Origin of the sequence: Flavobacterium aestuarii, assembly GCF_040049115.1 — a bacterium.
GTDB classification, from domain to species: domain Bacteria; phylum Bacteroidota; class Bacteroidia; order Flavobacteriales; family Flavobacteriaceae; genus Flavobacterium; species Flavobacterium aestuarii.
This window is the reverse complement of the sequence record NZ_JBDLZZ010000004.1, coordinates 217348-237684: the sequence shown is the minus strand read 5'-3', so window position 1 is coordinate 237684 and position 20337 is coordinate 217348. Positions and strand designations below refer to the sequence as shown.

The window sequence follows — 20337 nt, the reverse complement described above, 5'->3', positions numbered from 1 at the left end:
TTTTTTTTTCAAAACAAAAAAACCTGCAAGAATTAAATTCTGTGCAGGTCAATATTGATTAGTAATTTAATTGCAAAATTAGTCTATGCCTTTTTGATCCATCATATAAATCAGTGTTGTCATGGTTGCAGCTCCTAGTTCAAGCTCTCTTTTATTTATAGCATCAAATTTATCATTTGCAGCATGATGATAATCAAAATAACGCTGAGAATCTGGCTTTAATCCTGCTTTGACAATTTTTTTAGATGTTAAATGTCCGATGTCTGATCCAGCGTGGCCTATTGTAAAGCTATGCACTAAATAAGGTTCAAACAGTTCTTTAAACCCTTGTATTTTTTTTAAATTGGCATCATCAGCCTCAATAGAAAAACCTCTTGGAGTAAAACCGCCAGAATCACTTTCTAAAGCGAAAATATGATTTTCATTCTTTTGCTTTGCTTCTTCTTCATATTTAGCTCCGCCTTTTCCACCATTTTCCTCATTCATGAATAACACTACACGAATGGTGTTTTTGGGTTTGTAATTCAGGTTTCTAAGAATGCGAATTACCTCCATACTCTGCACCACTCCTGCTCCATCATCGTGAGAGCCATCTGCTAAGTCCCAAGAATCAAGATGCCCTCCAACTACCATAATATTTTCAGGATGCTCTGTACCTGTTAATTCGCCAATTACATTATAGGACAAAACATCTGGCAAGGTTTCGCATGACTGCTTAAAATAAAACTTTAGCGCTGGATTGTTTTTTAGTGATTCGCTTAATAACTCAGCTCCATTTGTGCTTATCGCTGCAGTCGGAATATATTTTTCCTTTGGCAGATTACCATAGCTTTGAGCTCCAGTATGAGGAAAATCGTCTAGGCGTAAATTCATTGAACGTACAATAGCCCCAACTGCACCAAATTTTGCTGCTTCTTTTGCACCGGCAAATCTTTGATCTACACATGCTCCATATGACATGAAGGTTTCAATATTTTCAGGATTCATCGGTCTGTTAAAAAACACAATTTTGCCTTTTATTTTATCACCCAATGCCTCTAAATCCTTAATTCCCTGCACTTCAATCACCTCAGCTGTAAGTCCAGTCTTTGCAGTTGCAATTGAACCTCCCAAAGCACAGATTGGAACAGTAGTTTTGGTTTTATTATCTAAAATGTAAGCGGTCTCCTTTTCACCACGCACCCAATGAGGTACCATTACTTCCTGCAGATAAACTTTATCAAGTCCAAGTCCATCTAATTGTGATTTAGTGTATTCAACAGCGGCCGCGGCATTGGCAGATCCAGACAAACGGCTTCCAATATCATTAGATAAATATTCCAGCCAGGAATAGCATTTGGATTCGGTTAAGGCTTTTTTATAAAATAGCTTAATGTTTTTTTCATCATTTGATTGTGCAAATGAGGTCAATCCGTTTAAAACTAAAACAGTTAAAAGAATTGTTTTTTTCATGGTAATTATTCCTTTTTTAAATTATTAAAAAATCATTTTCTGGCTTAAAGCAAAGAAACAAAATTCTAAACAACCAAAAGGAATTTATCCGATGACTTTTCTCAAAACCTAAAATTATTTAATCTCAATAATCTTATTTTTTGATCCAATACCATTTTCATTAAAAGCTTCAATCGTGAAAAAATAACTTGTCCCTTTATCTAAGCCTCTAAAATCATAAGTGCTGTCACCATAAACCATAATACTGCTATAGAGTTTATCAGGAGCGATTCCGTAATAAATAGTATAACCGACGGCATCTGTCTGTTTTTTCCATGAAATAATGGCATTGCGGGAATCGGTTTTATTTCTTTTGATTTTAAAATCAGCAACAGGTTTTGGTTTTTCCAGTAATCCATTTCCAAAAACTCTAAAATCAGAAACGGCAAACAGCCCTGAAGCATTATGAATATTGACCATTTTGATATAACGGGCTTTAATGGATTTTGTTAATTCTACATAATCATGAGGAACATCTTTGTCATTTTTTGATTTATCAATTATCAAAGTCCAGTTTTGTGCATCATCAGACATATAGATTTTATACTGATAATAAATATCCATCGCTTTGTTGTACTGAGCCGCTTTATGATCGGCATAATTGATCTGCAGTGCCATAATTTCCATTTTTCTGCCTAAATCAAGCTGTAACCACTCACCTGCTTTATCTGTAGCTGCCGACCAATAGGTCTGGATATTTTCATCGGTTACATTCGAAGCATCAAAACATATTTTCTCAAATACTTTTTTATCTCCATTATCCATTCGGTGTGTTTCAACCTCTTTACATTCCTCCGAAGAAGAAACTGTCACTGGCTTTTTGTACGAAAGCAGCATCCAGCCCGAAGAAGCGCCATTTGTATGATCACGCTGTCCTGTGGGGAGTACAATTGGGAAATCACCATACGCTGTGATTGAATACATCACATCGTCCTTGTCAAATCCAGCGGGGAACATATCAATTCTTCGTTCAAAACGGTCTTTTATAGAAATTTTACAAGTTCCCGTATTCCAGTAATTTCCATAATTATCAGCAAAAGTATTTCCGTGACCTACACCAATTACAAAACCTCCAGGTTTATACGACATCGGATTGTGTTTTTGATATACAAATGGCCCCAAAGGATTATCTCCCACGTGAACACCGTTTGCATATCCTTTAAATTCAGTTGCCGGAGCGCCATACTGCATATAATATTTTCCGTTGTGTTTGGTCATCCAAGCTCCTTCAATAAAATTTCCCCAAGGCGCAGGTTCCATATCATTGTTTGGGCCAAAGCGTTCCCAGCCGTGCGCTGCAGGATCCAGACCTACAACAGCTTTTGCCTGTCCATACGGTTTCTGAATATCCTCCACTTCGGTTGCTGCATAAAGTTTTGCATAATCGTCCTGATTGCCTTTTGGAAGCCAGGTTTTATAATCTACCTCAACACCAACAAGAGGCAGTTTACCGCTTGAACCGTAATACATGTAGACTTTTTTATCATCATCCTGAAAAATCGCAGGATCCCATGTTGGCAGCATAGCCGTGTTTACATGTCTTGTCCATCGTCCTGATTTTGGATCAGCTGTTTTCCAGATTGGGTGATCTTTTTTCCATGTTGAACCTACATAAAACAAAGTATCATTTACAACCCAGGCAGCAGGCGCACACTGGTCATCATCACCCGGATTCCGCTGAAAACTGCCATAAACGAATTTCCAGTCTGACATGTCTTTGCTCCAAAAAAATCCAGCCTGATTGGTAGCAAACAAGTAATAATCTCCCTTGTAAGTAATAATCACGGGATCGGCGCTGGAACGGCGGGATTCTGGAATGCCGTTATGATTTTGAGTCGTGTAATTGTAACCAATATTTATTGGATTACAATAGGTCGCTGCTGGTTTATTGGGATCAAACCAATCCGTTTTTCCAATATTATTCTGTGCAAATACATTGCCATTAATTCCTAACAGTAACAGCAAAAACATGATTGAATAAATTATTTTCATCTTTTTATATTTTATAAACATATTATATGAGTGTGCAATTAAAAAATTCATAATCTTGTCATTCCGCAGGAATCTCAACACATAGTTAGCGTAATATCTGAGATTTCTGCGGAAAGACAAACTATGTGTTTTAATTTTTTTTTATGGACTAGTTGGACAATTATCATTAAAAAAGCCCTTCGTCTAACCAAAAAACGAAGGGCAAAACCAATTACTAACCAAATTTAATCTGCTAAATTGAAAACAACTTTCTTATCTGCATTTGAGTTCCCTCCAATAAAAACTTCAAACTGTCCAGGCTCGGCAACAAATTTCAAATCCGAATTATAGAATTTTAAATCCTCCGCTGTGATATCGAATGTTACCGTTTTCTTTTCTCCTTTTTTAAGATCTATTTTTTGAAATCCTTTCAGTTCTCTAACGGGTCTGGTTACCGATCCAATAACATCTTTTATGTACAATTGAACCGTTTCTTTACCATCATAATTTCCGGTGTTGGCAACTTCAATACTCACAGTTACTTTTCCGTCAGCATTCATTTTATCCGATGAAATTTTCGGGTTTGAATACTCAAAACTGGTATAACTCAATCCGTAGCCAAAAGGGAATAACGGTTCGTTTCTTTCGTCTAAATAATTCGATCTGAATTTCTCGAATTTGCCTTCTGTGTTAGACAAAGGTCTTCCAGTATTTTTGTGAGCATAATAAATTGGCACCTGCCCAACGCTTCTAGGAAATGTAGTAGTCAATTTGCCTGAAGGATTTACATCACCAAACAAAACATCGGCGATGGCATAACCGGCTTCACTGCCGGCAAACCAGACATTCAAAATGGCGTGAACTGTGGCATTTTCATCGTTTAAAACTAATGGCCGTCCGTCAAATAATACCAATACTACAGGCTTTCCTGTTTTCAATAATTCATTCAGCAAATCTTTCTGCGCCTGCGGAATTTCCAGATTGGTACGGCTGCTGCTTTCTCCGCTCATCTCTGCCGATTCGCCTAGTGCAGCAACAATAACATCAGCCTGATTGGCAACTTTCAAAGCTTCTGCCAGCATTTTTTCTTTAGCGCGTTTATCTCTGTTTAAGGTTTTGCCAAACATAGTTGCATTAGTCTCAAAAGTTTCATCATAATCCAGATTGCTTCCTTTGGCATAAAGTACTTTTGTTGACTTCCCTGCGACTTCCTGAATTCCTGCCAATAATGAAATACATTTTTCTCCATTTGTAGCTACACTCCAAGTTCCTGACATATTGTTTTTGGCATCCGCCAAAGGTCCAATAAGTGCAATAGTTCCCGATTTTTTCAGAGGCAGTAACTGATTCTGATTTTTCAGCAGAACCAATGACTGAGAAGCTGTTTTTCTGGCTTCATCTCTGCTGGAAGCGGTAAAAATTTCAGTTTTTGCTCTTTTTTCATCACAATATTTATAAGGATCTTCGAATAATCCTAAATCGTATTTTGCATTCAGAATTAAGGTTACCGCATTATTGATCTGTTCTATAGTAACTTTCTTTTCGTCCAATGATTTTTTCAGAGTAGTCAAGAATCCTTCTCCTACCATATCCATTTCGACTCCGGCATTTAAAGACAATGCAGATACCGCTTGCAAATCTCCCATACCGTGCGCTATCATTTCTGGAATACCTGTAAAATCGGTAACGACAAAACCTTTGAACCCCCATTGTTTTCTAAGAACATCTGTCATCAGCCATTTATTTCCGGTTGCGGGAATACCATCCACTTCATTAAAAGAAGCCATAACCGATCCTACTCCTGCATCGACAGCTGCTTTATAAGGCGGGAAATAATCATTAAACATTCTGATGTGGCTCATATCAACTGTATTGTAGTCACGTCCTGCTTCGGGCGCGCCATACAATGCAAAATGCTTCACACATGCCAATATTGTATTATTTTTCGAAAGATCATGCTGCTGATATCCATTTACCATTGCTTTTGCAATTTGACTTCCCAAATACGGATCTTCTCCAGAACCTTCTGAAATTCTTCCCCAGCGCGGATCGCGGGAAATATCTACCATAGGCGAAAAAGTCCAATTGATTCCGTCAGCACTTGCTTCCTGAGCCGCGATCTGGGCACTTCTTTCAATTAAATTCATATCCCAAGTACAGGAAAGTCCAAGTGGAATCGGAAAAGTAGTTTCGTAACCGTGAATAACATCCATACCAAAAAGCAGCGGGATTTTTAAACGGCTTTTTTCAACAGCTATCTTTTGTACTTCTTTAATTTTCTGTACCGATTTTATATTGAACAGACCACCCACTTTTCCTTCAGCTATATTTTTTGCAACATTTGAACTGTTTGCCTGCCCAGTTGTTATATCTCCCGAAGTTGGCAGGTTCAATTGTCCCAGCTTTTCCTCCAAAGTCATTTTGGATAGCAGCTCGGCAACGAATTCGGTTTTGGGTTTAATTTTTACCGCATTTTTAGTGCTCTTTTTTTGGGCATAACCCAAAACAGCACATCCTAAAAAAAGTACTACTAATGTATTTTTCATTCTGTAATTTTTATTTATATGACTGTCCACAACAATACCATGTGTTTTTTTTCGCCACTGATTACACAGATTCTCACAGATTTCACTACTATTTTTTTAATAAATCTGTGTAAATCTTGTTAATCTGTGGCTAATTCAATCTGTTTGGTATCAGTTAAGAATAGTCATAATTATTTATTTATTTTTTACCTGTTTAAACATCCAGTTATAAATCTCTGGATCGTCGTAAACTCTTGTCCAGCTATCGTGGCCGGCATCATCAAAAATGGTCAATTGAACATCTTTGGCACTGCATTTTTTTAGTTCTTTGTAAACCGAAATAGCATAATCGGCCTTTACAACATCGTCCAGCAGACCATGAAAAATCCGAATAGGAATATTCGCGATTTTACAAACTCCTTCAAGCTGAATCAGATCCACAAATCCTGAAATTGGTACAATTGCTGCAAATTTATCAGGATATGAAAGCGCCAGATTCCATGCTGCCCAGCCTCCAGAACTTAAGCCTGTAATATAAATTCGATCCGAATCAATATTGTTTTCTTTCTGGATTTTTTCAATCAATTGATAAATCGATTCAATATTCCAATTTTCATCTTCCCTGCATTGTGGTGCTAAGATATAAGCATCTAGTTCATGCGTTTTCAAATACTTCAAAGGTCCGTGAATTTTCACTTTTTCAAGATCAGTTCCCTTTTCGCCATCTCCAGAAACAAAAACTATTAGTGGCTTTTTAACTTTTAAATCTGCCGGTTTATGCAGTACATAACCTAGTTCATACTTTATTTCAATTACTGTTTTTATCTTTCCAGTGATTTCACTTTGGGAAAAACCCAGCAGTGAAAACAATAATAACAGCAGCGTTATTTTAAATTTCATCTGCATCTAAAAACCATATTTTCCTGAATGGAATCCAAGATTTGTTAAGCCTTGTTTTACTTCAGGAGCATTCATGAATAACTTCCATAGTAAACCTGTGCGGTAGTTCTCAATCATTGGAGCAATTGTCCCTTGGTCTATTGCCAGATAACGAGGCGTAACCCAATTATAATGTGGCGAAAAAGCATCATAAGGCCCTGCGATTCCTACATGGGTACTTTTCTTTTCCTCATATAAATAATGCAGAAACTTCATGCTTTCCTTTGGTGTATACGGAAAAGAAGACAAAGCCGCTGTTGGAGTAATTACACCCAAATCATTATCAGTATCATGGGCAGAATAACCTGTGGTTCCGTCTGAATTTCGGGAATAACTGGCGGTGAGTCCCCAGCATTTTTCGGAATAACCGTTCCAATTTTTTGGATTTGCAACGCAGTGGCTGTAAATGATTTTGGCCTGATTTTGAGTTAATTCCCAATAATTGGCATATTTATCAGACAATTGCGAAGGGTCTAATCCTAAATACGAATACTGTGCCCAAAACAATGGTCCTGCATTTCCGCTAACCGTATTGTATTTAAATACTAATGGGATTCCGTACTGTGTTTTTCCGGTTGCTATCGTTCCGTTTCGTGTCCAGCCTTCGTGATAAGCTGCTGTAGGAATTGGGTGTGTTGTTGAAGCGGCTCCCAAAATATAAGCAATCAAACACTCGTTATATCCTTCTAATTTGAATTTCATTTCCCATTGATAAGTCGGTGACCAATGCCAGTACATTGCATTTTCGCCATTGGTGTACCAGCTCCACTCCACGCCTTTCCAGAGATTATCAGCTTTTGCAGCCAATGCTTTTTCCTGAGCGTTACCGTTTTTAAAATATTCCCGAACGGCAATCAGTCCCTGGCATAAAAAGGCAGTTTCAACGATATCGCCGCCATCATCTTTATTGCCAAAAGAAATTGCTTTTCCAGTAGTTCCGTCTATCCAATGCGACCATGCACCGTGAAAACGATCGGCTTTTTCAAGAAAATCCATTGCGGTGGTCATTCGGGTAACGGCTTCGGCTCTTGGAATAAATCCTCTTTCTATTCCAACAATCAAAGACATCAGCCCAAAACCTGAACCTCCAGTGGTTACTTTATTAGCTTCGAATCCTGGATTATCGGTATGATAACGTTCTCTTCCCAATTTTGAATTGGATTCAGCATAATCCCAAAAGTACTTTATAGCATCTTTCTGAACCTGATCCATTGCCTGTTCATCTGTCAAAGCAGTTATTGGTACTGTTGGAGTCGTAGGCAGAGGCGTGCCTCCAGTGTTTCCCTCCGACGGAGTTGATGATGAGCATGAATTAAAGAAATTCAAAAAAATCAATACGAATAAATGACTTTTCATTTTTATAAAATTTAATGGGTAAAAAAATACACACCTGATTTTTGAACAGATCAGGTGTGTAAAATGAATCTTATCTATTGTCTTTTTCTAATTTATATAAAAAGCGAACATCACTTGGAATAAGAGCAATATTGTAAATCCTGAATTCATCTAATAGTCCAACATAACTAGTTGCCCAATCTTGCTGACCTCCATTATTCTGAGGCGGTGTAGTTTCAAATTGATGCGAACCGAAAACAATTTTTCCGTTGGTCCCAACCATTTGAAAATCTCCATACTTTGGAGCACCATTCATATTATCAAGACTTCCCGGATTATCAGCATACAAAACAGCCGTTCCATTTACTCCCTCAGCAGGCGCATATGGGAAGCCTCCTAAATTACTTGCTAATTCACCGTTTATATATGCAGATATTGTACTTTTTGCTGCATCATAAGAAAAAACAACATGTATCCATTTATTTAAATTATTATCGATATTAACAATAGCTCCCTGTCCTCTCCATGCGACACCATCTCTACCGTTCTCTAAGCTGAATTTCAAACGAATACGATCAGGATGAGCACCATCTGGGTTTTCTAAAAAGACATTTAATCCGCCCCAAAACTCAGTTGGGCGAACTATTGTAAAAATCCCCTGAGCACCTTTTCCTTGACCTGGTGTGGCTGGATCAACCGTATTAGCAGTATTCATCCAAAAAGAAAAAGTAAAGCTATTTAAACTAGTAATCGCTGAACTAGCATTACCAACAAAATAACGTTCTTGTGAACTGGAACCACTATATGCATTTCCTTTTGCTCCTTCAGCATAACCAATATTAGTTTCTAATGGATTGCTGATATTTCCTTTACTGTCGGTTAAATTGTTTTCAAAACTAAATTTGGAAACCAGATTATCTGCAGCAATATCATCAGAGCTATCATATCCTCCAATTGGCTCGTAAGGAATTGGGGCATTTACTTTATCAATACTTTCCTCGTTACAGCTCCCAAAAAATTGCATGGCTATAACCGAAGCAAATAAGAAAATATATTTATTTTTTTTCATTTTACTTTTTTTTAAGAATTAATTATAACCTGGATTTTGTTGTGATAATCCGTCTGCTTGATTTAAGAATAAAGCTGGAATAGGAAACAGTTCATTTTTCCCTTCTGTAAAGACTTTTCCATTAGGAAAACTAGGACTGATATCAGCAGCAAAAGCGGCTTTAGCCTGCCCTGTACGAACTAAGTCAAAAAATCTATCGTGTTCAAAAGCCATCTCTACTCGTCTTTCTCTCCATATTGCTGTTCTAATATCTGTTTGAGAACTAAAAGTTGTATTTCCCAACCCCGCTCTGTTTCTAATTTGGTTTAACAACGGAATTGCGTCTGATGTTTGTCCTAATTCGTTTAAAGCCTCAGCTTTCATCAATAAAACTTCAGCATATCTAAGGTATTTAATATCAACATCCGTTTCCCATGCATCAGTATAAGCTGATGAATATGCTTTATAATTGTATCTTTCGTTTTCCACTGTATTTGGAACAACTCTTCCATCATATAAAGTAGATCCTCTAAAAATGATTGTAGCCGCTTTTCTAACGTCTCCAGGTTCATAAGCGTTTACTAAACTTTGTGATGGTGTATTGAAACCCCAGCCCCAGCCGCCGGCACCACGAGCACCTTGCGTATTAGAATATCCCTCAATTCCTTTGGCTGGAACTGCGCCGTATGCATAAATTTCAAAAATAGATTCAGAATCAAATTTTCCTGATGCTTTAAACATAGAAGCATAATCACTAACAATAGAATAACCTGTAACCTTATTAGCATTATCAACTACTTGCTGCCATTTCTTTTGGTATAAGCTGACTTTCGCCAATAAAGCATAAGCGGCACCTTTTGAAGCTCTTGATCTTTCATTTACTGAATAAGCTGATTTATCTGGTAATGCAGCAATTGCGTCATTCAAATCATTTTCGATAAAAGCATAAACTTCTGCAGCTGTTTTACGAGTCAGCTGCATGATTCTGTCAGAATCTGAGCCAGGAACCGGTAAATGATCTACAATTGGCACTCCACCATAGCATTTTACCAAAGTGAAATACATAAAAGCTCTTAAAAATTTAGCTTCGCCAATTAATCTAGCTCTTAAATTTGGATCGGCCTTATCTAATTTTGGAATAATATTTAAGGCTTGATTACATCTGTTAATTCCATCATAATTTGCAATAAAAGTACTTTCTGCAGATGGGTTTGAAGCATTATAAGTCAATGCATCCAACACATCCTTATCAGTACCTGTATCTCCAGGTGAAGAACCTTTATCAGCATCATCAGAGGTAATACTGGAAAGACCTATCCATCCGAATGAAGTCATATCCCAATTCAGGAATTTATTATAAATTGCCGTTACAAACTGAGCTGCACCCGCATCATTATTATACAATTCTGTGTCTTTTGTAGAAATAGACTCTGTTTGGTCTACATCTAAATAATCATCTGCACAGCCCGCAAAAAAGAACGTTGAAAATACAAACGCTGCTATATATATCTTTTTCATTGTATTAAAATTTTAAATTAGCACCAATTACAAATGATCTTAAAGTTGGATAAGCATCAAGTTCGACACCTTGACTTCCATAAGGATTTGCATCTCCATTCAATTCTGGTGAGAAACCAGAGAATTTTTGTGTAATAAATGGGTTTATTGCGTTCACATAAATTCTGCAGGAACTAATAAAATTATTACTTTGAATTGGCAGTTTATATCCTAATGTAATATTATTGATTCTAAAGAAATCGCCAGACTCTAAATAATAAGTTGAAGCAACTGGCACCTGATTGAATGGTGCGGGGTTTGAGGCTGTTAAATTATTTGGTGTCCAAAAATCTGAAGCGATAGAGTTTTCAATGTTTTCTCCAGAAAAACGCTGTGCTTTTTTACCATTATAAACTTTAGCGCCTGCTGTTCCGTATCCATCAACAGAGAAATCAAAATTTTTATAATTGAATCCTAAAGAAACACCGTAATTCGATTTTGGCAGACTGGATCCAACATACTTTTTATCAGTACTAGCACTTAAGGCATCTTGAGTTACTTTCTCTCCTGCCGCATTATAGTATAACATTTTACCATTTGTGTTGTCAAAACCTGCATATTCATAAATATAAAAACTTCCTAATGGCTGACCAACTGTAGTATTATCAAGTAATTTAGTATCTTGGCCATTACCTAACCCTCCACCAACAAGCTGAGTTAATATAACATTTTTTAAACCTGTAAGTTCATTTTTATTACTTGAAAAATTACCGCCAATCCAATAGCTGAAATTATCTGTAATTTTGTCATCCCAACGCAAAGAAATCTCATATCCTTTGTTCGATACTTCTCCAACATGTGCCGGTGAAGCTGCTGTAATTCCAGAAGTTAAATATGGCTTAGTATTTAAAATTACATTTGAAGTATTTTTATCATATACATCAAAAGTTCCTTTTAATCTGTTGTCTAATAATTCAAAATCTAAACCAATAGAAGACTCTTCTGTAATTTCCCAAGACAGGCTAGGATCAATTTGAGAGCTGATAGTTGTTCCCTGATTTAAAATTGAACCTCCCAAATAAGCATTTGGACCAGAAGTATACGACTGATTGTTAAGAGGTACGTTTTGATTACCTAATCTGCCCCAGCCTCCTCTTAATTTCAGCATGTTTATTACTTTCACATCCTGCATAAAGTTTTCTTTAGTCATAACCCAGCCTAAACCAAAGGCAGGGAAATTACCCCAGCGGTAATCTTTCCCAAAATTTGAAGATCCGTCACGTCTAATAGTTCCAGTAAATAAGTATCTGTCCATTAGTTTATATTGGAAACGGCCAAAATAAGATGCCAATTTTGTTTCGTTAAAAACTTCATCTTTGTAACTTGTAATATTGGTTTCATAATCATTATCATCTTTCAAAGACCAATAATTAGAATTAGCGTTTACATTTTTCCGAGCAATAGTAAGTTTTTCTTTTGCACCTCTCACTGAAGTTTCGATACCTGCTGTTAATTCTACATCATGAATTTCATCAAACACTTTGTTATAAGTCAGATAATTAGACAGATTCCAGTTAAAATATTCTTCTCTGCCTTTAGTCAATAAATTAATATTGGAATTTGGAAATTCTTTCTCATAATCACCAGATATCTTGTTAGGGTTTGCTGCTAACCATATATTTTTAGTATCCTCATAATTGTATTGTTTCCAAGTATAATATTCACCATTAAATTGTGAAGTAAATTTTAATGACTTTAAAATTTCATAATCCAGCTTCAGTCCGCCCTGCAGGGTTACACTTCTTTGCTGTTCATCAAAAAAATTCAATTGCGCTACTGGATTTCCAACATTATTAATTGAAGAACCAGATTCGCTGGCAAAACCATCTTCACCTACACGCGAAACACCGTATTTACCATCAGGAAAATAAACTGGCACTATTGGTGACTGCTTATAAGCATTTGTAAAAGCACTTAACGGTTTTGGTGTAGATTTTGCAGATGTAAAACTGAAATTTTGATTTATAGTCAGTTTTTTTGAAAGCTTAAATTCATTATTATTCCTGAAAGTAGTACGGCCATAATCTAAACCATTTAGAATCGCTTTTTCCTGGTAGTTTCCTAAACTGAAAAAGTATTTAATATATTCAGATGATCCTGAAAGAGAAATATTATTTTGAGTGTAACTTCCAGTTCTGGTAATCTCGTCGAACCAATCCGTATTTACAGGCTGATCCTGAGAAAAAGTGGTCGTCTGCAATGCGGCATTTGTATAGTGAGAGAATTTATTGCTTCCAGCCATTTTAACCTTTTTTAAAGGTTCTCTTATACCTGCAAAGCTTTCAATTTCCACAGAGATTTTCTCCCCTTTACCTTTTTTAGTTGTAATAATGATTACTCCGTTAGCTGCCCTTGTACCATAAATAGCCAATGCAGACGCATCTTTTAAAATTTCATAGGAAGTAATGTCGTTTGAGTTAATGTTATTGATGTTTTCTGTCTGCATTCCATCAACTACATACAAAGGAGTCCGGCCACCTAGAGCAGTCCCTAAACCCCTGATAACTACAGAAGGCGTACTACCCGGTAAATCAGATGAAATTACTTGTACCCCAGCGGCTTTACCTTGAATGGCCTGCGAAGCATTCAATACTTTGGTTTTGGTAATTTCTTCTGCTTTTAAAGAAGAAATAGCTGTAGTATTGTCTATCTTCTTTCTTGTACCATAACCAATAACTACAACTTCTTTTAGTTCTGTGTCTTTGGATTCCTGCATTATTATGTTCATCGGTGCCAGAGTTGCCGGTATAGATACCGATTCAAATCCGACTAAACTTATTTTTAGTATATCGCCTTCTTTGGCTTTTATACTAAAACTGCCATCAAAATCGGTGTCAGCTGAAGCATTTCCTGTGGTAATAAATGCTCCAGGAATTCCCATTCCCGTCTGATCCGATACTTTTCCTTTGATTACTTGACCAGACATATAGGCCGGAAGTAAAATGAGTGCTAAAAAGCTAAAAATAAAATTTCTCATAAGTTTTTCAAACGTTTTAGTTAGTGGAGCTAAATTAACCAATTACAACGTTGTAGTAACCTAAGCAGTACTACTACATGAGTACATCAAATGACCATTTTATTTTTATAAGTGCTTGTTTTAAAGGAGTTATGAAATAGTGCTGTATACTAGTGGTTACACCATTGATGTAGGAATGATGTATTGTTATTCTGCATAAAATTTATAAAAAAAGTAAATTATTAATAAAAAAATACTTGTTTTTATATTGATAAAAGAAATTTAGAAAGTATTTCTTCCTGCGAAAGCCCTAATTTTTTTCTTAAACGATAGCGATGCAGCTCCACTCCTCTAAATGAAATATTCATCATAGGGGCAATTTCCTTTGACGAAAGATTCATTTTTAGATATACGCACAGTTTTATATCCTTTGGAGTAAGGTTTGGATATTTCTTTGAAAGTGTAATAATAAATTCGTTGTTGATCTGATTAAGATTAGTTTCAAAAATTTCCCATTCATGCTTATTCACTGCATTAATTTTTATAGCTTTCCTTATTTCACTTTTCAGTTTATTGAAATCTGATTCAGTATCTAATATCTTCTGAATGTTTTCAATCATTTCACTCTGCTTAGCAATTGAAAGAGATTTGCCTGCAACTTCTGAAGATTTGGATTGCAATTCAAGTTCCAGAATATGTTTTTCATATTCCTGGCTGTTTAATTCATTTTCGGCTTTCAATTCCATTTCCAGAATTTCTTTCTGATGCTTGAGTTCTTCCTTTTGCAGTTTAAGCTTCTGGATATATTTCATTTTATTCCATTTATAATACAGATACAAGATGAGTCCAGCCACAATAAGGTATACTAAAATCATCCAAATAGAAAAATACCAGGCATTCGCTACATCAAATTGAAAACCAGCGACTTTATTATAAACCAAACCATTATTATTATATATTATGACATCATGAGAACCGCTGGTAAGATTATTCAAAAGTATCAGTCCCTCTTTAATGGGGATAAATTCTTTTTTACCGTTTAGCCTGTAAAACAGATCGGGTTTCGAAGCTCCATAGACTCCAGACACAACATCGATTCTCAGTTCAGAATTGTGCTTAATCTTCGAATTATTTTCAACTAAAACACCATTATTAAAAGCTTCAATCTTTACATTCGCTTTTTCATTGGTATTGTCCTTTAAATCCAAAGAAATAAAACCATCGTCCAGATTGAGCAGATAGTTGTTTTTATCTTTAAAAATTTTTAGATTGTCATTGATGATTTTTCCTTTATAATATTTCTCCTGAATACTGTTTCTGATGAACTTAGATCCTTGAGCATAAATATGATACAAAAGCCCATCCTGCAAAACCATAAAATGATTTTCATCGATGGAAACAATATTAGATACATTTTTGAAATTATCATTAAACAATTGATTAGCTTCCAATTGATTAGTAATAGAATTGAATGTATACCAGGAATTATTAATCAGGAAAAGGATTTCGTTTCTAAACTCAAATATTTTCACCCCGAAGTCATTGCTTATTTTACTGCGCTGGGTTACATTATCAGGTTTGGTTTCATAAGCATCATTATATAAAATACGATATAAGCCTCTATTAATATCTGCAGCCCAAATTTCATTTTTTCGGTTTTGGGCAAGGTATTTAATTGGTTTCAGCAATCCTTTTATTGCCTGTTTTTCCTTTAGATTATTGGCATCATTATAAACAACAACACCGCTGTAAGTAGCCTGCAGATAGGAATTATTAATACCGCTTTTGGCTAGATTCCAGCCTCCGTTAATATCACTTAATCTGCTGAACAAGCCATTCTTATAAATAAATGTCCCTTCGTTGTGGCCAATGAGGTATTGATCGTTTATTTTGCTAATAACCCAAGCCTGTCCCTGCGTACCCGGAATCAGAGAAAGATGTTTCTTTTCGTATTTAAAAACACCGTGATTGGAAGCCATCAGATATCCTTCCGGAGTACTCGCCACCGAATATACCGAACCCAAAATACCTGAACTGTCATAAAATATAGAAATCGGTGAATTTACCTCAATATGAGCAATTCCGTTATCCAGGCCCAGCCATAAATCGTTCTCTTTGTCCTGGCCAATACTCAAAATAGAATTGTTCATCAGGACATTATTCCGATTGATGTTTTTATACGAGCCATTATTCAAATCCATTACATAAACGCCGTTATTTGCTGTTCCAATAATCAGTTTATTGTTTTTGATAAATTGGGCAGCATTAATATTGGCTGACTTTAGAATTGCATTCAATTCATTTTTCCAAGGACTCAGAATATTATTTTCCAGCACATAAACTCCGTGCTTTTTGGTAAAAAAATAGGTTTTACCCTGATGTTTCTGAATGGCATGTATTACATTATTTTCTAAAAGAGACAGTCCGTTTACTTTTTCAATTTCTCCCTTATTAAGCCTGTAAATCCCTTTTTCGACAGAAGCAATCAATATTTCATTATCAACAACAAAACAATAAGATATTAAAAAAGGAAATCTTTTTTCTTTTATCACTTTTCCGTCAAATATGAAAAGCCCGTTAAAGGATTGAAAATAAATTTTATTATTAAACTTAAATATCTTCCATATCTCGTCATTATTATTCTTTTCATCAAATACTTTTTCCCCTTTGGAAATAGAAACATAATGCATTTTGGCATTCTTTCGATACCAATAGCCAAACTCCTGATAAGAACCGGAATATATCTTATCTCCTTCGACCATTATAGATCGGATAATTGTTTTATTGGGCAGTTTATTTCTCTCCCATTTTACACCGTCATAACGCAGCAAATAATTATTATTGGCAAAATACATGGCATTGTCCCTGCCTTGAACTGCGCTCCATATCTGGTTGTCTCCCTGATAATCAGATTTACTGTAATTCTCGACAAAAGGAAGTAATTCCTGAGCTGTAAGCTGGAATGTTACAAAACCTAAAATGAATAAATAGTATAGCTTAGCTTTCAAAATTTGAAGTTTTTTATCAAATATAATTACATTTCTTCAATTAAAAACACAAAAAAAGCTTCTGAATCCAGAAGCTTTTATTAGAACCTTATTGTATTATATCATTTAATTCTGTATCAAATTATATACCTGATTTGCAATTTCAATTTCTTCATTAGTTGGAACCACTAAAACTTTAGCTTTTGATTCTGGCAGATTAATTTCTCTAATTTCCTTAGAACGTATTTCATTTTTGGCCATATCCAATTCAATACCAAAATATTCCATGTCAGTACAAACTAATTTTCTTATGTAAGATGAATTTTCACCAATTCCAGCAGTAAAAACAATAGCATCCAAACCATTCAAGGCGGCAACATAAGATCCAATGTATTTTTTGATACGATACGCATTCATTGCTAATGCCAGCTGGCAGTCTTTATTACCCTGCTCGGCATTTGATTCAATATCTCTTAAGTCACTATATCCTGTCAAACCAAGCATCCCACTTTGTTTTTGCAATAAAGTACTCACTTCATCAACCGTATAATTAAGTGCTTTCATTATATAAAACAAAACCGATGAATCAATATCACCACTGCGGGTTCCCATAATCAATCCGCTGATTGGAGTAAAACCCATTGAAGTATCAATACATTTTCCGTCTTTCACAGCAGTAATGCTGCAGCCGTTACCCAAATGCACTGTAATTATGTTTTGGTGTGCTTTATTGGATGCCTTTAGGTATTCTATTGCTCTTTCTGACACATACTTGTGCGATGTTCCATGAAAGCCATATGCTCTGATTTTGTTCTCTTTTAAAAAATGTGAAGGAATCGCATATTTATAGGCTATTTCAGGCATTGTCTGATGAAAAGCAGTATCAAAAACAGCGATTTGTTTTGCCTCGGCAAAAATTTCCTCAGCAACAATAATTCCCTGTAAGTGTGCAGGATTGTGAAGTGGAGCTATGTCGCATAAATTTTTTATCTCTTCCTTAACATCGGGTGTAATCAAGGCGGTATTCGAAAAAGAACTGCCTCCATGCACTACTCTATGCCCTACGGCCACAATCTCTTTGGTACTTTTTATAACTCCTTTTTCGTCATCCATAAGCAATTGAGCTATTTTATTAAGTCCAATTTTATGATTAGGGATTGGCAGAATTTCTTCTACTTTATCAGCTTTGGTTACATAACTAAAATTAGAAGTTTCCAGACCAATTCTGTCAATCATTCCAGAGCATATTACTTCGCCAGCTGGCATTTCAATTAATTGATATTTTATAGAAGAACTCCCTGAGTTTATTATTACTACTTTCATTTTATTTTAAAGTTGATAAGACACTAAGTCTCAAAGTTACTGAGTTATTTTTGAAAAACTCAAATTTTTTAATTGATTATAATCCCTGTGCCTGAATAGCTGTTATGACAACTGTATTTATGATATCGTCAACGGTACAGCCACGGCTCAAATCATTTACCGGCTTATTCAATCCTTGCAGCATAGGTCCGATTGCCAATGCTCCGGTTTCTCTCTGAACTGCTTTGTAGGTATTGTTTCCTGTATTCAAATCTGGAAAAATCAATACACTGGCGTGACCAGCCACTTCTGAATTTGGCATTTTGCTCTGTCCTACTTCCAGATCGACTGCTGCATCATATTGTATTGGCCCTTCAATTTTAAGATCAGGACGTTTTTGTTTCACTATTTCGGTAGCAGTTCTCACTTTATCAACTTCATCACCCTTTCCAGATGATCCTGAAGAATATGACAGCATCGCAATTTTTGGCTCTATTCCAAAACCGATACTTGAATCTGCAGACGAAATTGCTATTTCTGCCAATTGTTCAGCAGTAGGATTTGGATTAATGGCACAATCACCAAAAACAGAAACACGGTCTTCCAGACACATGAAAAATACTGAAGATACTACTGAAGAATTTGGTTTGGTTTTAATAAACTGTAACGCCGGCAAAATGGTATGCTGAGTTGTATGAGCAGCACCCGAAACCATTCCGTCAGCATGCCCTTTGTATACCATCATCGTTCCAAAATAAGAGACATCTTCCATTAAATCCCTTGCCATACCTGGAGTTACATTTTTGGCTTTACGCAATTCATAATACGTATTTACATAATCATCATAATTTTCAGACTCAATTGGATTGATGATCGGCACTTTGGCAAAATCAAAATCTAAACCTAATTCTGCCACTTTATTTTCTATTTGTTTTTTATTTCCAATAATAGAAATATCAACAACATCCATTGCTAAAAGACGAGAGGCCGCAATAATAATTCTTTCATCACTTCCTTCAGGCAAAACGATATGCTTTCTATTTGCTTTGGCTCTTTTCACCATGTTGTATTGGAACATTTTTGGTGTCATTCCTTCTGATTTGAAAGCATTAAATTTATCGATTAACGTATCTAAATCAACATATTTGTCAAATGTATTTATCGAAGTTTCTATTTTTTGAATATTTTTAGCATAAATTTTTGGCTTAATATTCCCTATTTCATTAGCAATGTGATAAGTACCTCTTTCTACTGTTATAATTGGCACTATCGATGAAAGACCTTCTATCAATTTCAAAATACTGTCTTCGGGTATTATATTTCCTGTCAAAACAATCCCCGAAACTGTAGGGTAATTAGCAGATTCATTTGCCTGCAATGCTCCAAGAATAATATCGGCTCTGTCTCCTGGAACGATAACAAGTGCATTCTCTTTAAGATGCAGCAAGTAATTACGCAGCTGCATCGCTCCAATGCTATAATTACCTATCTGATTGTTTAAATATTCTTGACCAAACAATACTTTTGCATCCAATGCTTCAATAATTTCCTGTATTGTAGGATTACTCAAACTGCCAATTATTGGGATGGAGTTGATAAGAACTGAGGGGGGCAAACTTTTCTGCAAAGCCGTTGAAACCAATTCCAGATTCTGAGGCTGCACTTTATTGGCTATAACTGCCAAAACTTCAACTTCTTTTATTTTAAATGAATTATAAGCTAAATTCAGATTATCAACTAATTCCTCCAGAGTTTTTCCTTTTCCAGAACCTACAATAATAGTTGGGACTCCAAGATTTTTGGCAATCAGCACATTCATGTCCAGCTCAATAACTGTACCTTCGCCTGTAAAACTGGTACCTTCTACCAAAATAAAATCAAAACGGTCTTCCAGTTTTTTATATTTTTCAATAATTAAATCAACAACATCACCTAATTTCCCGTTATTTTTTTTCTTGATTAATTTACTTTTGGTAATAGCATAGGCATCCTCATATTGAATATCCAAATCGAAATAGGATATAACCATCTCAATATGAGTGTCTTTTTTCCCATCTTCATAATCTTCAATAACAGGCCTGAAATAACCTACTTTTGCGGTCTTCCCCAAAAGCATTCTCAATAATCCTAACGTAATTATTGTTTTGCCACAATTTTCCTCAATTGTTGCGATATATATAGCTTTCTTCATTTTGTAAAATTTATTTTATAACCATTATTATATTG

11 protein-coding genes are annotated in these 20337 nt (G+C 35.6%); all 11 read right to left on the bottom strand.

Annotation, left to right across the window (positions count from 1 at the left end; all coding sequences use genetic code 11):
- Positions 1-78: 78 nt before the first annotated feature.
- The 11 genes from ABEG11_RS06000 to pta all read right to left on the bottom strand — a co-directional run bounded on the left by ABEG11_RS06000 (position 79) and on the right by pta (position 20302).
- Positions 79-1452 carry a M20/M25/M40 family metallo-hydrolase gene (locus ABEG11_RS06000; protein ID WP_348823283.1) on the bottom strand — a complete coding sequence of 458 codons (1374 nt, stop codon included), beginning with the start codon at positions 1450-1452 and terminating at the stop codon, positions 79-81.
- Positions 1453-1566: 114 nt separating this feature from the next.
- Positions 1567-3483: a discoidin domain-containing protein gene (locus ABEG11_RS05995; protein ID WP_348823282.1), complete on the bottom strand. Its 1917-nt coding sequence runs from the start codon at positions 3481-3483 to the stop codon at positions 1567-1569.
- 224 nt (positions 3484-3707) lie between these two features.
- Positions 3708-6008, bottom strand: coding sequence for a beta-glucosidase BglX (bglX, locus tag ABEG11_RS05990; protein ID WP_348823281.1), 2301 nt, complete (start codon positions 6006-6008; stop codon positions 3708-3710).
- Between the two features lie 174 nt (positions 6009-6182).
- Positions 6183-6887, bottom strand: a complete 705-nt coding sequence (locus ABEG11_RS05985) for a carboxylesterase family protein (protein WP_348823280.1) — start codon at positions 6885-6887, stop codon at positions 6183-6185.
- Positions 6888-6893: 6 nt separating this feature from the next.
- The gene (locus ABEG11_RS05980; protein ID WP_348823279.1) at positions 6894-8282 is read right to left on the bottom strand and encodes a glucoamylase family protein; all 1389 of its coding nucleotides are present in this window, start codon (positions 8280-8282) and stop codon (positions 6894-6896) included.
- 70 nt (positions 8283-8352) lie between these two features.
- Complete coding sequence (locus ABEG11_RS05975; protein WP_348823278.1) at positions 8353-9330, bottom strand: LamG-like jellyroll fold domain-containing protein; 978 nt, start codon at positions 9328-9330, stop codon at positions 8353-8355.
- Positions 9331-9348: 18 nt separating this feature from the next.
- Entirely contained in the window at positions 9349-10827 is a 1479-nt protein-coding gene (locus ABEG11_RS05970; protein ID WP_348823277.1) for a RagB/SusD family nutrient uptake outer membrane protein, read from the bottom strand.
- A 4-nt stretch (positions 10828-10831) separates the two neighbouring features.
- A complete protein-coding gene (locus tag ABEG11_RS05965) occupies positions 10832-13843 on the bottom strand; it encodes a SusC/RagA family TonB-linked outer membrane protein (protein ID WP_348823276.1) in 3012 nt (1003 codons plus the stop codon).
- Between the two features lie 242 nt (positions 13844-14085).
- Positions 14086-16830, bottom strand: a complete 2745-nt coding sequence (locus ABEG11_RS05960) for a helix-turn-helix and ligand-binding sensor domain-containing protein (RefSeq protein ID WP_348823275.1) — start codon at positions 16828-16830, stop codon at positions 14086-14088.
- A gap of 105 nt (positions 16831-16935) precedes the next feature.
- Positions 16936-18132, bottom strand: coding sequence for an acetate/propionate family kinase (locus ABEG11_RS05955; protein ID WP_348823274.1), 1197 nt, complete (start codon positions 18130-18132; stop codon positions 16936-16938).
- A 76-nt stretch (positions 18133-18208) separates the two neighbouring features.
- Positions 18209-20302 (bottom strand): phosphate acetyltransferase, encoded by a 2094-nt coding sequence (gene pta / locus ABEG11_RS05950; RefSeq protein WP_348823273.1) that lies wholly within the window; start codon positions 20300-20302, stop codon positions 18209-18211.
- Positions 20303-20337: the final 35 nt, after the last annotated feature.

Coding starts and splice junctions, on each gene's coding strand:
- ABEG11_RS05995 (WP_348823282.1), bottom strand. CDS start 3,483: ATGAAAATAATTTATTCAATCATGTTTTTGCTGTTACTGTTAGGAATT.
- ABEG11_RS05980 (WP_348823279.1), bottom strand. CDS start 8,282: ATGAAAAGTCATTTATTCGTATTGATTTTTTTGAATTTCTTTAATTCA.
- bglX (WP_348823281.1), bottom strand. CDS start 6,008: ATGAAAAATACATTAGTAGTACTTTTTTTAGGATGTGCTGTTTTGGGT.
- ABEG11_RS05970 (WP_348823277.1), bottom strand. CDS start 10,827: ATGAAAAAGATATATATAGCAGCGTTTGTATTTTCAACGTTCTTTTTT.
- pta (WP_348823273.1), bottom strand. CDS start 20,302: ATGAAGAAAGCTATATATATCGCAACAATTGAGGAAAATTGTGGCAAA.
- ABEG11_RS05965 (WP_348823276.1), bottom strand. CDS start 13,843: ATGAGAAATTTTATTTTTAGCTTTTTAGCACTCATTTTACTTCCGGCC.
- ABEG11_RS05985 (WP_348823280.1), bottom strand. CDS start 6,887: ATGAAATTTAAAATAACGCTGCTGTTATTATTGTTTTCACTGCTGGGT.
- ABEG11_RS06000 (WP_348823283.1), bottom strand. CDS start 1,452: ATGAAAAAAACAATTCTTTTAACTGTTTTAGTTTTAAACGGATTGACC.
- ABEG11_RS05955 (WP_348823274.1), bottom strand. CDS start 18,132: ATGAAAGTAGTAATAATAAACTCAGGGAGTTCTTCTATAAAATATCAA.
- ABEG11_RS05975 (WP_348823278.1), bottom strand. CDS start 9,330: ATGAAAAAAAATAAATATATTTTCTTATTTGCTTCGGTTATAGCCATG.